Origin of the sequence: Hungatella sp. SB206, assembly GCF_051132295.1 — a bacterium.
In the GTDB taxonomy this organism is placed as follows: domain Bacteria; phylum Bacillota; class Clostridia; order Lachnospirales; family Lachnospiraceae; genus Hungatella; species Hungatella effluvii.
The window spans coordinates 3,173,508-3,187,916 of the sequence record NZ_CP096603.1; the positions used below are offsets into that span (position 1 = coordinate 3,173,508).

Sequence of the window (14,409 nt, forward strand, 5' to 3'; positions counted from 1 at the left end):
ATGGAGGCGCGAGGACATGAGCAGCGTGGAGAATGAGACAGGAGCGACTGGGACGGTGCGGGAGTTTTTGGAGAGACATCCCGAAGAACCTGTATTTATGATGACGCCTGGTGGATATGTGTATTTGGTCCCGGAGCAGATAGGGAATCTTTTGGCGGGTCAAGCCGTCCAAGGAAATCCCTATAGTTGGAGGGAATGTGTCCAAATCAAGGCGGAGGAACTTTTACAGCAGAAGGTGAAGTCAATGAACCATGCGGATGGCACCTGGTATGTGTTGACGCGATTAAATGAGTCGGAAGTGATTCCTGCCAGAACCAGTGAGGAGGGAATGGTGTGTCGCATTTAAAGAAGATACTTGCCGGACAAGACGGGGAAGGGTACATTGATGTGGCAGTTTTAATCCTGTGTGTGATGCTGGTCCTTGCTCTTTCTGTAAAGATTCTGCCAGTATTTATAGCAAAACAGCAGCTGGATACCTTTGCGACAGAGCTTTGCAGGGAGGCGGAGATTGCGGGCCAGATTGGGAACGAGACGAACCGGAGGGCGGCTGCCCTCAGAGAGAAGACAGGACTTAACCCCGAGATCCATTGGTCAGCCAGTGGTCGGATTCAGCTCAATGAGGAAGTAACCGTGCAGCTGACCTGCCGCTATGATCTGGGGCTGTTTGGAGGACTTGGTTCCTTCCCCGTCACCCTGCGGGCTGCAGCAACCGGAAAGTCTGAGGTGTATTGGAAATGAAAAAATGGCTGGTGTGTTTGAAAGATAAACGTGGGACTGCGTTCCCTCTGGTAATCGCGGTGACTCTGGCCTGCCTTTTGATTCTGTGCGGAATCATGGAATTTTTCCGTCTGAGCCTGATTGCCTCTGGGGTAAAGGAAGCCCTGCAGGATGCAGTGGTTGTGGTGGTAAATGACAACTATGCCAATGTATATCATGGGGTACGGGAAGGATACTCAGGAGGATATTATACGGAAGGATACGGCTTTGAGGAATCGGTGGATACCGGGGATATTTATTACCACTTGGGTGAAACTCTGGGAACCCGGCGGGAGGGAGGAAAACGTGTAAAATATACCGGAGGTGCCCTGGAGTACAAAATAACTGGGCTGGACGTTACAATCCGCAATGCACCCCTGGCACCCTCCGACCCTGCAAATGCTCAACGGTTTGAAGCAGATGCCGTGGTCTGGCTGGAGGTTCCGGTGCGATTTGCAGGGAAGACATTTCCTCCCATGAAGATGAAAATTAAGGTACAGGCGGGTTATATTGAAGTATTCTGAAAAATAGGGGAGAAAGAGGGGGGAATGGGAAAAGTCGCTGGACTTTTAGAGAGGGTTACTGTATGCTATGTCGTACAAAGATAAAAGTATGAGGAGGCGTAATCAATGAAACTGAATGAGCGAATGAAGCGGCGGCTGGCTGTCCTTGGTTGCGTGGTCGTGGGAGCTGTATTGATTGCAGCAATCGGCAGCCAATTCAGAGGAAAGGCACAGGGAGGCAATCAGTCGGAGGAGCAGACAGAACAGACGGAAGCGGTGACAGTAGTGGTAATACCGACTGAGACAACAGAGGCAGCAACAACAGAGGAAGAAACAGAGACAAGCAAACCGCATATCATGGTGAGAACCGAACCGGCAACGGAACCTTCCAGAGCAGGGACAACGGAGCCAACAGCGGCTCTGCCGGCACAGACGGACCGGACGGAACAGGCTGTGCAGCCGGCTCCAGAAAAACCAACTGCTCCTCCAGAAGAGGTGTTAAAAAATCCTACCCAAAAGCCGGATGGAGAGTCCGTAGAAGGTACTCTGGAGGCCATGCCTCATGAGGAGATGGTGCAGCCCAGCGAGGCACCCACACAAGCTGGGGAGCCGCAGTATGGAGACACACAAAATGGGAAGATTTATGTACCGGGATTTGGCTGGATTGATGAGATTGGTGAAGGGCAGGGAACGGTAGCTGAGGATATGTATGAGAATGGAAATAAGATTGGCATTATGGATTAAAAGGATTGTGACGAGACACCGCTTCGGCGGTGTTTTTTCTTTGAAAATGTGTAGGAATGGGGCAAAGATACTGGCTGTGCTGGCAATGGCTTTGATGCTTATGTCTCCTCTCACTGCATATGCAGTCGGGGAAGGGAATCTGGATGGAGGCGGCGGGTCCATGGGACAGGGAACCTCACAGAACAAGTGGACGCCCGGCATGGAGGGCGTGAGGGTGACGGTCATCTTGGCGGATACCAGGACCCCGGTGACACAGCCCATTGACTTTACTAATAAAAGGCCGACCAATATCCAGCTGCACTTTAGGAAGGTTAGCAAGCTGTCCTATAACAAAAGGACTGCGCTGAGTGCAAGCGGTGAGGCTTATACGTTCGTAAATCCGAGACAGTCCCTGCCGCGGATCATCAGCTCCCAGAGTCTTGGTGCGGCCAGTATTGAGGCGATAAAAAGCTATTTTACTGACGAGCAGGTCATCCGTAGCATTGCGAACCTGACAGGAATGGACTTTGAAGTGCTGACAAACGGCAAGTATAAGCTGATGCTGGAACCGATTGCCTACGTTGTGTTTCAGGGGGTGAACGTGGCAATGACTGCCACGGAAGCTGCCCTGTATGATCAGACGGTAAACGGCGCTATGCGGGCAATGCTCCCTACGGTTGCATTTCAAAATCTGCCTCTGTCCATGTTTTTGGAGACCGCAGATTTAGGCTATCCTGCCTGGAGCGGACCAAAGTCTGGTGTGCGCTCCAACCGGGAAATCATCACGTCCCTGGGGCTGGGAATTGTGCGTTTTAATGAGACAACCACGCCGCCAGCCGTGGATGCATTTGACTATGAGTACCGGGTGAATACGGAAGTTATCACCGCTGTGACTGTAAGAGGAGGCCAGTCAGATCCGGATCACCCGGTCTCGGTTACCTTCCGGGTGGCCGGAAAGACGATGCGCGTGGATCACGTATATTATCCGGATGGGGATAGTCAGATTGCCTGGATTCGCTGGACCACACCTTCCACACCGGATACCATGACCATACATGTCACGGTATCCGGCGGGGGAAGGACCGACAAAAACACGATTACAGCCAATATCGTAGACTTGAGTAAGAATCCTCCTCCGGATCCTAATGCGGATGATCGGAATGACGGATTTACAATCCTATCAGTTCCAAGTAGGGAACAGGTGACGAGAGCCGATTGGGGTGTGTGGAGGCCATGGTGGTATTCTTACTGGGTCTGGCACAGTGGTGACGATGATGACGATGGATATTGGTGCGACCATGCGCGCTTCGTTTTCAGTTAATCTGTGTAGAAATGCACAATAAAGCTGAACAGATTTGCAAAGGAAATCTGAACTCTGTATTTGAATCGGCAGGTGTAATTCCTGCCTGACCTCGTGTGAGAGGTGACAAAATCTCTAATACTCCGACATGCGCTGGCAGGCAATGAGTCCAGTGTATGAAGCTCGGTGAAGAGCGGTAAAAACGCCTGTGATGGGGCAAGTAACCGCGGGGGCTAAAAAACAGTCATGCTTAGTATGTCGAAAGGCTGACGAATACTTGAACGTACAGCTCGTAACACCAAGGATACCAAAATAAGAAGGTATTTGCCCCGAATGGGGTACTGTCGTTGGACGGCATCTGTGGTCGTCCCGTCCAACAGAAAACCATAGGGAAACCGTGGTCGAATGTCTTTAGCAAGCGTCACACCGGTTAAAGATGGCAGTCGGGCTACAGAGTAGAGCTAAAACTGTTATGTAAAGCTAGAATGCAGGGAACGAAGGAACCGCAGCAGAGAACGGTAAGTCGTTAAAAGAGTTATTGCACTCGCTCTAACAGGTAGGAAATGGCCTGTGAAGCTGTGGGACGGCAGCCCGTAGTAGTGAGGAAGCATCGTAATGGGTGTGGAGCGAAGGGGCATAGTCTGTACAGGAATCGCAACTGTATAGATGGAGCGCCGTGTGAGGGGAAACTCTCACGCACGGTGCGAACCGGGGGAAAAGCCCTCTGACTGCCTGTTCGCAATATGTGGACAGGTAAAAGATGTGGCTTACCTATCGGTACGGCTGGTGGGAATTCGATTATGACCGTTACCATGCCAGTCTATCTGCCGAGATGAAAATCCATCCAGATGAGAAATCCCCGACCGCTTCCGGAGATACACTGAAGTCAGGATATGGCATCCAGGAGACAGTGACAGCAGGGGTGAGCACCAATCAAAGCCATGCAGTGACAGAAGCCCAGAATGCTATCACATACTTTCCAGAATTTGATTATCAGAACTACTGGCGTGTACTGGAGCGGATGGGGCGGGGATACCAGACACGGTTTGGGTTTGAGGAAAACCCATTCAGTACCTATGGGCGGAGGACACATTTTCTGCCGATCTGGTATCCCGATGGCAGATACACGCCCTATACCTGGCTGATTGACTGCTGGACGCCGGCGGGGATGCTGTCTATGAATCTGACGGATTCGGTCCAGGTGCGAGGGAATCTTTGGCAGGATTGGCATATTTCGCCTCAGAAACCGAGGTAGGATAACGGTTTTTAGGGTATAAAAATAGGTAAATAAAGTGAGGGCTGCAGGATTTCTGCGGCTTTTTCCATATGAGAGGAGAGCCATATGAAAAAGTTTAAATGGATGATTGCACTGATTGTTGTTTTACTTCTGACTACCATGTTTGGAATGACTGCCTTTGCAGCTAACACTGGGAACGTAGCAGGAGCAGTGGAAAGCACCTGGAAAGCGGCCTCGTCCCAGATCAAGACGGTGGTCAACAACGTGGTGTTCCCGGCGATTGATCTGGTATTGGCGTTACTATTTTTCATCAAAGTAGCTACTGCCTATATGGATTACCGAAAGCATGGTCAGATTGAATGGACTCCGGCCGCTATTTTGTTTGCAGGGCTGGTATTCAGTCTATTTGCTCCGATGTATGTGTGGCAGATTGTTGGAATCTAAGAAGTGAAATAAGATTTTGTTTGGAATAAGAATATGGGAGGAAGAAGAATGGGGTGCTGGGGAATCACGGCATTTGAGTCGGATGAAGGTCTGGATGCGATAGATTTTATCAGGGAGAGTCTTCCGGAGAATGGTAAACTGGAGCTTGAAACATTGCTGGAAGCCCTGAAGCGAGACTCATGGAATGCGCCTCCGGATGTAGAGATGGCAGGGGCCCACACCAGTGTGATGGCGTTGGCGGAATTGATGTTGAAGTTTGTAGATAGGGCTGTCAAGAGCCTGGACGATGAGGAGGACTGGAATACGGAAGAGCATAAGTTTTGTTCAATCACTTCTTTCACCGCATCCAGAGAAACGGTCCATTGGATTCGGAACTATATTTTTGACACACTCCATGCTATAAAGAAATATGCTGAGTCCCAAACAGGGGATGGTGCGAAATGGGGAGGATGGTTTGAGGAAAAAAACTGGATTGACTGGCAGGAGCATATGGAAAAACTGGTCGGCCGTCTGGATATAATTCTTGATTCTCCAGAAGCAGAAATAGAGCTGATTCCATTACAAAGGCCAGAGCATCAGGAGATGGAAAATAGCAGAGAGGTGGAGCTGCCTTTACAGAATCAACTTGGGCTGTAAGGCATAATAGGGGATGTGGATGGGAGAAAATCAGTAGACAGATATGATTTCAAATGACAGACAGGATAAGCTGTTGATGGAAACGTGTATTAAGCATTTGACCCAATACGCAGCCATGATCAAAACGAACCAAGGAGCGCAAAGCGATGAGAGCATTGGTCGGTTGAGGAAAATGATCGGGGAGATGGAGGCATATTGGGGGTTAAGTAATCGAAGGGATCGGGAGGAGCAGTTTGACAAAACGCTGCGGCGTGCAGTCCAGATGGGCAGGACGAATCGGGTATCAGAGGAACAGAAAATTGCTGCGGTGAATGGACTATACCGTTATGCGAGTGAAATGGTTTCCGCACAAGGTGCGGAGGCGGCAGACCGGGTGAAAGAGGTTCAAGCGGTTATAAAGGAACTGGCAGATGGATGGGACATGGATAAAGTATGGGCGGCTCATCTGTGTTTCCTCATTGGGAGTATGGCAGGATATAAAGAACAGCCGCCATCAGAAACAAGGGAAGATAGCCGCTTTTTTAAAGACATTTCAGCCGCGGCTGAGAAAATGGGGTTTGAGGTAAAAGGAGTAGAGGACGGATTGCTACAGCTGTATCTGGAGGGAAGCCGTGTGGCGGAGGTTGATGAAAGCGGGAGCATGTTGTACCGTCCTAATCCGAACGTATTCAAACTGATGGATGAGATCGAAGCATGGAAGAGCAGAGAAGAAAACCTGCATATGCAAGACGGACTTCAAATGTAACACAGGCAGGGAGGGACGCTACTTATGAAATTATTAAACGAATACTTGGCGTATTATGACCCGATGAGGGGGTCCAATGAGCGCTATCTGCCGGAGGATCAGGCAACGCTCCGGTACTCCCGGGTATCTGTAATTGCAGATGGAAAAGTAATAGGGGAATCCCTCTATCCGGATCACGTACTGGATATGGCATTTTTAGAAACACTTTTTATGAGGCAGAACTGTCGGGATTATCAGTACACAAGGAAGCTGGAAGTCAGGATTGAGTGTTATGAACACAGTGGAGAGGGAGAAGGCCGGGGACTGGTCGGCGGTGAATTTACGCTGTTCTGCCTGGGAGCTTTGGATTTGAAGATAGTATCCACCCGGAACATCTGCTTGTGGGAAAGATGACGGATGTCCAGCCTGTTCGGGAAAGAGACCGGAAATATGAGGATTAAGAAAGAGGTGATGGTTCGATGTTTATCTGGGACTTTGTAGCGGATACGGTTCTCGGCCAGATCGTGGACTGGATCTATGGCCAGATGATTGGGTTTCTGGGGAATTTTTTCTCGCTCATGGGGCAGATGGGGGCAGAGCTGTTCGAACTGGACTGGATCCAGGCGATTGTCCTGTTTTTCTCACAGCTTGCCTGGGTGCTCTATGTGGTGGGACTTGTGGTGGCGGTATTTGAATGCGCCATTGAATGTCAGAGTGGCAGGGGAAGCGTCCGTGATACGGCGCTGAATGCATTAAAAGGTTTTATGGCGGCCAGTCTTTTCTCCGTTGTGCCGGTAGAACTTTACAAATTCAGTGTGTCTCTCCAGGGAGAGATTACCAGAGGAATAACCGGGCTGGGTGGCGATTTTGGTTCCATGGCAGGGAACATCATTGACAGCCTGAAGAATTCAGGAACCCTGCAGGATGCGATGGTCAGTGGGGTGTTCGGTGGGCTCAATACAATCACGAATCCGATCCTGATGATTTTTATCCTGTTTATGATGGGGTATTCCACCATCAAAGTGTTTTTTGCTAACCTGAAACGGGGCGGGATCCTGCTGATTCAGATTGCGGTAGGAAGCCTGTACCTGTTCAGTGTTCCAAGAGGGTATATGGATGGCTTTACGAACTGGTGCAAGCAGGTAATCGGTATCTGCCTGACTGCCTTTTTACAGGCTACGATGCTGATTGCCGGCCTGATGGTGCTGAGCAAGAACGCCCTTCTGGGGCTGGGGATTATGCTGGCGGCAGGGGAGGTGCCGAGGATTGCCGGACAGTTTGGGCTGGATACAAGTACTAGGGCGAACCTGATGAGCAGTGTGTATGCAGCCCAGAGCGCGGTAAACCTGACCAGGACCATTGTACAGGCAGCGGCGAAATAGGAGGAACTGATTGAAGAGCAGGATGATTTATATCTGTACCCCTTATGCGGGGAATACAGAAGCAAATACAGCATTTGCAAGACAGGCATGCGGTTATGCCATCCGGCAGGGAGCGGTTCCTCTGGCCCCCCACCTGTTATATCCACAGATACTGAATGATTCCGTACCGGAAGAGCGGGAGACAGGAATCCGCCTTGGGCTGGAGATACTGGAGCGATGCGAGGAACTTTGGATATGCGGGGACCGGATGTCGGCGGGAATGAAGCGGGAAGCAGCATATGCCAAAGCCAAAGGAATTCCGGTGCGCCGGATCCATCTATGTGAGATCATGGAGAATCAAACGGTTCAGGAGATGGGGGAAGGCATAGGGGGAGGGATGGAAACCAGCCAATCGCACCAGAAGAATGTTCAGCTTGGGACGTAACCGCGGGAAGGAGGTGGAGGTCTTGCACTTATATTTTCATACCAACACAGAGATGGCACTGTATTACATCAAGGCGTTATTGCGGGATGGGGCTGAGCATCCCATGTCGGAAATCTATGATTATGTGATGGAAAATTGTAAAGGCCATGCCGTGATGGGGGAGCCGATGCGAGCAACGGTCATATCTTCGGCGCTCTGGCGGCTGGCGAATACGGACGGAAGCGGTTACTGCCGTCTGCGAAGAGGTGTGTATCAGATGGGGGCCCCGAAGAAAACCATGAAGCAGACGCCGTCCCTTTATGAACGGGCCATTCGAATTGTAAGCAGGGCAGAGCGGGAGCTGGCAGGCAGTTTCTATGTGAATCTGGACCAGGGTATGGACTTGAAAACATCCATCGAGGCCCAGAAGACTGGCCGGGAGGTGCTTGACAAGCTGGGGCAGATTAAGGCAGAATTGGCGGCCATGCAGCAGGAGTTTGCAAACGAAATGGAGTGTGGACAGGACCAGACGTCCGGCATGTCCATGGAACTGTAGGAGGTGGAGGATGTATATTTACCCGGAACATTTGAAGGCAAGGGCTGTCATGTGGCTGTGGCAGCTTCGGGATCTGACCGTGATTGGGGTGGGAGTTTTGTTTTCTGTACTTGCGGCGGTCCAGACCGGGGTGATTATCCCAGCTCTGATTACGGCTGCCTATGCCTTTTTAACCATCCGTTTTGAGGATACCAGTATCCTGGATTTTATCAGCTATGCCTGCGCTTATTTTTTCAGGCAGCAATTTTTTAAATGGAGGATGACCAGATGAGCAGAAAAGGGAAACGGGAGGGAAAGACAACAGCCAAACAAAGGCTCTCCACCAGACAGCTGATGAACACCAGGAGGATTACGGAGTACAGCCTGGAGACCTATGACGGCGATGAGCTAGTGTACTTTATGATCCGGCCTACCAACCTGTCGGTTCTTTCAGAATCCAGTGTAGGAGCGAGGGTGTATGCCCTGATGAATGTGCTGAAGGGTGTGGCTGAGATTGAGATGCTGTGCTTAAATAGTCGGGAAAATTTCGAGGAGAACAAGGAATTTCTGCGCAGAAGGGCGGAGGAAGAACGCAATCCTGTCATCCGCCAGTTGCTGGAGCGAGATCAGAACTTTTTAGATCGAATTCAGGTACAGATGGCAACAGCCCGTGAATTTTTAATCATGATTCGACTTCGGAACCAGAAGGGAAAAGATGTGTTTTCATATTTGGACCGCATTGAAAAATCCCTGAAGGAACAGGGATTTGATTCCAGAAGGGCGGATGAGGAAGATATCAAACGGATTCTGGCGGTGTATTATGAGCAGAACGTGACCAGTGAGAAGTTTGAGGATTTTGATGGGGAGCGGTGGATCATTCCGGATGATTAAAGGCGGGAGGCTGAAGAAATTTCAATAGGAATCGTAAAGCCAGCCTTGATGGGAACAGTAAATTGATGGTTACGATTCAATCAAACTGTGGTATACTGTAAAAGAAATGCAATCATCGTGAGAAGGAAGGAGTGGATTGCTTGAATTACCCGGAATTATTGAGAAAAAGGGATTTATACCAGTCTGGCAGGGCGTCCATCCCAGAGTTGACGCTGCAGTCCTACGAGCAGGCGTTTGAGATAGAATATACCCATAACTCTACCGCCATTGAGGGAAATACCCTGACCCTTATGGAGACAAAGGTGCTGTTAGAGGATGGGATTACCATAGGCGGAAAGAGGCTGCGGGAGATTTATGAGACCGTCAACCACCAGAAGGCATACCGCTATGTGAAGGAGTGTATCGCAAAGGAGCAGCTTCTTGATGAAAAAATCGTTAAGGACATCCATGCACTGTTGATGGAGAATATCTTTGTGGGAGGGATTTACCGGAACGTAGACGTGTACATTTCCGGAGCGCAGCATACCCCGCCATCACCTGGTGAGATGTACCGGCAGGTCAAAGATTTTTATGCCGATCTCACATGGAAGGGAAAAGAAATGAACCCCATTGAACTGGCGGCATGGACCCACGCTGAGTTTGTGCGAATCCATCCTTTCCCGGATGGCAATGGGAGGACCTCACGTCTGATTATGAACTATCAGCTTTTGGCAAATGGATTTCCTGCCGTGTCTATCGCAAAAGAGAACCGGCTGGATTATTTCAATGCCCTGGAAGCCTATGCCACGGAGGGTAATCTGGTTCCTTTTGCAGAAATGGTTGCAGACCTGGCCGACCAGCAGCTGGACCGCTACCTGGGCATGATGGAGCCTTCAGAGGATATACAGAAGAATCCAAAGATGTAACAACAGAAGAACAAAACGGCATGACGCCGGATGCAGAGATGTGTCCGGCGCTTTTTTTGCGCCAAAATCAAGGAGGGAGAACGTTGAAACATGCAAAAACCGCCCCGGTGGCGGAAAAGGAGGATGTGCGCATCCAGGAATTTCTGGACATGATTGCGCCCTCCGTCATCAAGTTTGAAACTGACTACTTCATCTGTGGCAACACATACCGCTGTGTCTGGGCGCTGAGGGAGTACCCGACTTCCACAGAGGAGCAGGCAATCTTAAAACGGCTGGGGGAAAAGGATGGGGTCACCTTAAAGATTTATACCCGCCATGTCAGTGCGGCGGAGGAACGGAAAATCATCAGCAATGCTGCCAGTAAGAACCGGCTGAATCAGTCCAGTACCAATGATTTGCAGCAGACGGTCCAGGCGGAGAGCAATCTCCAGGATGTGGCGATGATTGTGGCAAGGACCCACCGCAACCGGGAACCGCTCCTGCATACGGCTGTTTACATGGAACTGACCGCCAATGAATACGACCGCCTGAAGCTGTTACAGACGGAGGTCCTGACCGAGCTTATTCGTTCAAAACTGAACGTGGACCGGCTTCTCCTGCGTCAACAGCAGGGCTTTCAGTGTGTGATGCCAAGTGGGAGAAATGTGTTCCGGGATCAGTTTGAGCGGGTTCTGCCGGCCAGCAGTGTGGCAAATCTCTATCCCTTTAATTACAGCGGAAAGACGGATCCCCATGGTTTTTATGTGGGGCGGGATAAGTTTGGGAGTAACATTCTGGTGGATTTTAACCAGAGGGCGGACGATAAGACCAACGGTTCCATCCTCATCCTGGGCAACAGCGGCCAGGGAAAGTCCTATCTGTTAAAGCTGCTCCTGTGCAACCTGCGGGAAGCCGGACTGGATGTCATCTGCCTGGATCCGGAAATGGAATATGAGGACCTGACCAACAATCTTGGGGGCTGTTTTATCGATCTGATGGGCGGCCGTTTTTTGATTAATCCCCTGGAGCCAAAGGTATGGGATGAAGGGGAGGGCCCGGAGGATCCGGATGCGCCGGAAACCTTCCGGATCCGGAGCCGGCTGAGCCAGCATATCAGCTTTTTAAAAGACTTTTTCCGCTCGTATAAGGACTTTACGGACCGGGAGATTGACGTGATTGAGATTATGGTCCAGCGCCTCTACGCCAAGTGCGGGCTTACGGATGAGACGGATTTTCAGAGGCTGGGCTCAAAAGATTACCCCACCCTTTCCGAACTGTACGAACTGATTGAGGCGGAATATAAAGGATTTGACAGCAGGGAGCGGCAGTTGTATACCGCGGAACTGTTACAGAACATCCTTCTGGGGCTCCACTCCATGTGCAGGGGACCGGAAGAAAAGTTTTTCAACGGCCATACCAATATCACGGATTCCAGCTTCGTTACTTTCGGTGTAAAAGGGGTCCTGCAGGCCAGCCGGAACCTTCGTGATGCCCTGTTGTTTAACACCCTTTCGTTCATGAGCAACCGGCTTCTGACGGTAGGGGATACGGTGGCAGGACTGGATGAATTTTACCTGTTCCTATCCAACCTGACAGCGGTGGAGTATGTCCGAAACTTCATGAAACGTGTGAGAAAGAAAAACTCCTCTGTGATTCTGGCCAGCCAGAACCTGGAGGATTTTAATATTGAGGGGATCCGGGAATATACCAAGCCGCTGTTCTCCATTCCCACCCACCAGTTCCTGTTCAATGCAGGGGCTGTGGACGAGAAGTTTTATACGGATACCCTGCAGTTAGAGGCGAGCGAATTCAGCCTGATCCGCTATCCCCAGCGCGGTGTGTGTCTCTATAAATGCGGGAATGAGCGTTACAACCTAATGGTGACGGCGCCGGATTATAAGGCAAAGCTGTTTGGAAAGGCAGGCGGACGATGAGCCGGGAGGTGGTTCCATGGACATGAAACAGCAGCGGTTTGGGATTGAGATTGAGCTGACGGTGATCGCCAGGAAACGTGGGGCGGAGATTGCAGCTGCCTATTTTGGCACCCAGTCCTACTATGAAGGAACTTATTACGACACCTATGTTGCGCTGGATTCCCAGGGCAGGGAATGGAAATTCATGAGTGACGCCAGCATAAAACCGGAGAGAAAAGAGGAAAAGAGCCGCGTGGCAGCCAGTGACAGCTATAAAACCGAGATGGTGAGCCCCATCTGCCGTTATGAGGATATCGAGACCATACAGGAACTGGTGCGGAAGCTGCGGGAGGCAGGAGCCCTGGCGAATTTCAGCTGTGGGATCCATGTGCATATCGATGCCTCATCGTTTGACGCAAGGACTCTGCGCAACATCACTAATATCATGGCGGCAAAGGAGGATTTGATCTATAAGGCGTTGCAGGTATCTGTGGCCAGACAGAATCGCTGGTGTAAACCGGTGGAGGAGCGTTTTTTGGAGGAACTCAACCAGAAGAAACCGGGGACACTGGAAGAAGTGAGACACATCTGGTACAACGGGGCCAGCCGGCAGCGGGATCATTATGATGAAAGCCGTTATCATTGTCTGAACCTTCATAGTGTGTTCCAGAAAGGGACTGTAGAGTTTCGATTGTTTAACGGGACGACTCATGCAGGTAAAATCAAGGCATATATTCAGCTCTGCCTGGCTATCGGGGCCCAGGCCCTCAACCAGACCAGCGCCAGCCGGAGGAAAACGCAGACAACCAATGAGAAATATACCTTCCGTACCTGGCTGCTTCGGCTGGGATTAAACGGGGATGAGTTTAAGACAGCGCGGCTTCACCTGCTGAAACATCTGGATGGCTGTATTGCTTGGAAGGATCCGGCCCAGGCTGAGGCCCAGAAAGAACGTCTTAGACTGAAACGGGAGAAGGAACAGCAGATGCGGGAGGAGAGGGGGACCTTTGGATCAGAATCAGACAATGAATCAGAAATAAGGGAGCAAGTAATACAGGAAGAAAATATGCACATAGAGGCCGAGGCACAGTCCCCGGTCTTTTCTATGATGACAGGAATGTAAAGGAGAAACAGGAATGGCAAGAAGGACAGGAAAAAATGCAACACAGGAGCGGCTGTACATTGCTTACGGCAGCAACTTAAATCTTCCCCAGATGGAGCGGCGCTGCCCGACTGCAAAGGTGGTGGGAACCAGTGAAATCAAAAACTACGAGCTGTTATTCCGTGGTGTGGCTACTGTGGAGCCGAAGGAAGGAGCGAGTGTTCCAATTCTGTTATGGAAGATTGAGGCTCTCGATGAGGCTGCATTGGACCGGTATGAGGGCTGGCCTCATCTGTACCGGAAGGAGATGATGGATGTAGAGCTGGAAGGAAAAAGTGTCTCCGCTATGGTTTACGTGATGAATGACGTGCGCTTTCTCGGGATGCCCTTGGAATCCTATTACAAGGTAATTGAGGAGGGATACCAAACAGCCGGATTCGATACGGCTGTGCTGGAACATGCCCTGGAGCGGACAGAGGAGCGAATGAAACAGGAGGAGTCCCAGTATCACCAGCAGCGTTTTCATGATCTGGACGGCTTTCATTTATAAGGCAAGCAAAAAAGCTGCTCATACAGCGGCAGCTTTGCGCGTTAATCATTCTGATTTTCAGCAATCGTAATCGTTTTAAGATAGGCACCCAAAAGTTCCTTGAGTTCCGGAAGATACTTTCCATCCAGACCGGAAAGCATGTCTGTGATGGCGCTGACATCGGTGACCTGTTCGGTTCCGAACAGGATATAGTCGGCAGAGAGTCCAAGTACACGGGCTAGCCTTCCCAGCAATGCAACGGAAAAGCCCCGGTCACCGCGCTCAATATCGGAAAGAAAGGAATTGGATATTTCGGAAAGCTCAGCCAGCCGTTCCCGGCTATAACCAAGGGCTTTCCTCTGGCGGCGGATGCGCAGGCCGATTTCCTTTGCGTTGTTTTCAGTCATATGTTCACCCCGTTTCATACACGATATCAACAGTTTAACC

18 protein-coding genes and 2 pseudogenes are annotated in these 14,409 nt (G+C 50.5%); 19 read left to right on the forward strand and 1 reads right to left on the reverse strand.

Annotated features, from left to right (window positions below; genetic code table 11):
* Positions 1 to 16 precede the first annotated feature (16 nt).
* The 19 genes and pseudogenes from M1L66_RS13870 to M1L66_RS13960 all read left to right on the forward strand — a co-directional run bounded on the left by M1L66_RS13870 (position 17) and on the right by M1L66_RS13960 (position 13,983).
* Positions 17 to 346 (forward strand): hypothetical protein, encoded by a 330-nt coding sequence (locus M1L66_RS13870; protein ID WP_434693611.1) that lies wholly within the window; start codon positions 17 to 19, stop codon positions 344 to 346.
* Positions 334 to 738 carry a DUF4320 family protein gene (locus M1L66_RS13875; RefSeq protein WP_117634792.1) on the forward strand — a complete coding sequence of 135 codons (405 nt, stop codon included), beginning with the start codon at positions 334 to 336 and terminating at the stop codon, positions 736 to 738. The genes M1L66_RS13870 and M1L66_RS13875 overlap by 13 nt, the downstream gene beginning before the upstream one ends.
* The gene (locus M1L66_RS13880) at positions 735 to 1,280 is read left to right on the forward strand and encodes a hypothetical protein (RefSeq protein ID WP_117634794.1); all 546 of its coding nucleotides are present in this window, start codon (positions 735 to 737) and stop codon (positions 1,278 to 1,280) included. Before M1L66_RS13875 ends, M1L66_RS13880 begins: the two co-directional genes overlap by 4 nt.
* A 105-nt stretch (positions 1,281 to 1,385) precedes the next feature.
* Complete coding sequence (locus M1L66_RS13885; protein WP_320998627.1) at positions 1,386 to 2,003, forward strand: DUF6550 family protein; 618 nt, start codon at positions 1,386 to 1,388, stop codon at positions 2,001 to 2,003.
* Positions 1,969 to 3,297: pseudogene (locus M1L66_RS13890) on the forward strand (hypothetical protein); the annotation flags it as partial. The gene M1L66_RS13885 and the pseudogene M1L66_RS13890, both read left to right, overlap by 35 nt.
* Before the next feature lie 763 nt (positions 3,298 to 4,060).
* A pseudogene (locus M1L66_RS13895) lies at positions 4,061 to 4,537 on the forward strand (hypothetical protein); the annotation flags it as partial.
* Positions 4,538 to 4,624: 87 nt separating this feature from the next.
* On the forward strand, positions 4,625 to 4,963 hold the full coding sequence (locus tag M1L66_RS13900) for a DUF3852 domain-containing protein (RefSeq protein WP_117634802.1): 339 nt from the start codon (positions 4,625 to 4,627) through the stop codon (positions 4,961 to 4,963).
* A 48-nt stretch (positions 4,964 to 5,011) separates the two neighbouring features.
* Positions 5,012 to 5,599 (forward strand): DUF4259 domain-containing protein, encoded by a 588-nt coding sequence (locus M1L66_RS13905; protein ID WP_244053156.1) that lies wholly within the window; start codon positions 5,012 to 5,014, stop codon positions 5,597 to 5,599.
* A gap of 76 nt (positions 5,600 to 5,675) precedes the next feature.
* The gene (locus M1L66_RS13910; protein ID WP_434693614.1) at positions 5,676 to 6,344 is read left to right on the forward strand and encodes a hypothetical protein; all 669 of its coding nucleotides are present in this window, start codon (positions 5,676 to 5,678) and stop codon (positions 6,342 to 6,344) included.
* A gap of 24 nt (positions 6,345 to 6,368) precedes the next feature.
* Positions 6,369 to 6,737: a hypothetical protein gene (locus tag M1L66_RS13915; protein ID WP_320998666.1), complete on the forward strand. Its 369-nt coding sequence runs from the start codon at positions 6,369 to 6,371 to the stop codon at positions 6,735 to 6,737.
* 65 nt (positions 6,738 to 6,802) lie between these two features.
* A complete protein-coding gene (locus tag M1L66_RS13920) occupies positions 6,803 to 7,705 on the forward strand; it encodes a conjugal transfer protein TrbL family protein (RefSeq protein WP_320998665.1) in 903 nt (300 codons plus the stop codon).
* A 22-nt stretch (positions 7,706 to 7,727) separates the two neighbouring features.
* The gene (locus tag M1L66_RS13925) at positions 7,728 to 8,129 is read left to right on the forward strand and encodes a DUF7768 domain-containing protein (protein ID WP_320998668.1); all 402 of its coding nucleotides are present in this window, start codon (positions 7,728 to 7,730) and stop codon (positions 8,127 to 8,129) included.
* 22 nt (positions 8,130 to 8,151) lie between these two features.
* Entirely contained in the window at positions 8,152 to 8,664 is a 513-nt protein-coding gene (locus M1L66_RS13930) for a hypothetical protein (protein ID WP_320998664.1), read from the forward strand.
* Between the two features lie 10 nt (positions 8,665 to 8,674).
* Positions 8,675 to 8,935, forward strand: coding sequence for a hypothetical protein (locus M1L66_RS13935; RefSeq protein WP_320998663.1), 261 nt, complete (start codon positions 8,675 to 8,677; stop codon positions 8,933 to 8,935).
* Complete coding sequence (locus tag M1L66_RS13940; protein ID WP_320998662.1) at positions 8,932 to 9,534, forward strand: hypothetical protein; 603 nt, start codon at positions 8,932 to 8,934, stop codon at positions 9,532 to 9,534. The genes M1L66_RS13935 and M1L66_RS13940 overlap by 4 nt, the downstream gene beginning before the upstream one ends.
* 140 nt (positions 9,535 to 9,674) lie before the next feature.
* Entirely contained in the window at positions 9,675 to 10,439 is a 765-nt protein-coding gene (locus M1L66_RS13945; RefSeq protein WP_320998661.1) for a Fic family protein, read from the forward strand.
* A gap of 83 nt (positions 10,440 to 10,522) precedes the next feature.
* Positions 10,523 to 12,352 (forward strand): helicase HerA domain-containing protein, encoded by a 1,830-nt coding sequence (locus M1L66_RS13950; RefSeq protein WP_320998660.1) that lies wholly within the window; start codon positions 10,523 to 10,525, stop codon positions 12,350 to 12,352.
* A gap of 16 nt (positions 12,353 to 12,368) precedes the next feature.
* Positions 12,369 to 13,454 (forward strand): amidoligase family protein, encoded by a 1,086-nt coding sequence (locus M1L66_RS13955; RefSeq protein WP_320998659.1) that lies wholly within the window; start codon positions 12,369 to 12,371, stop codon positions 13,452 to 13,454.
* Positions 13,455 to 13,467: 13 nt separating this feature from the next.
* Entirely contained in the window at positions 13,468 to 13,983 is a 516-nt protein-coding gene (locus tag M1L66_RS13960) for a gamma-glutamylcyclotransferase family protein (protein WP_165643013.1), read from the forward strand.
* Between the two features lie 41 nt (positions 13,984 to 14,024).
* Here M1L66_RS13960 and M1L66_RS13965 read toward each other — a convergent pair whose 3' ends face one another.
* On the reverse strand, positions 14,025 to 14,399 hold the full coding sequence (locus M1L66_RS13965; protein WP_117634818.1) for a helix-turn-helix domain-containing protein: 375 nt from the start codon (positions 14,397 to 14,399) through the stop codon (positions 14,025 to 14,027).
* Positions 14,400 to 14,409 lie beyond the last annotated feature (10 nt).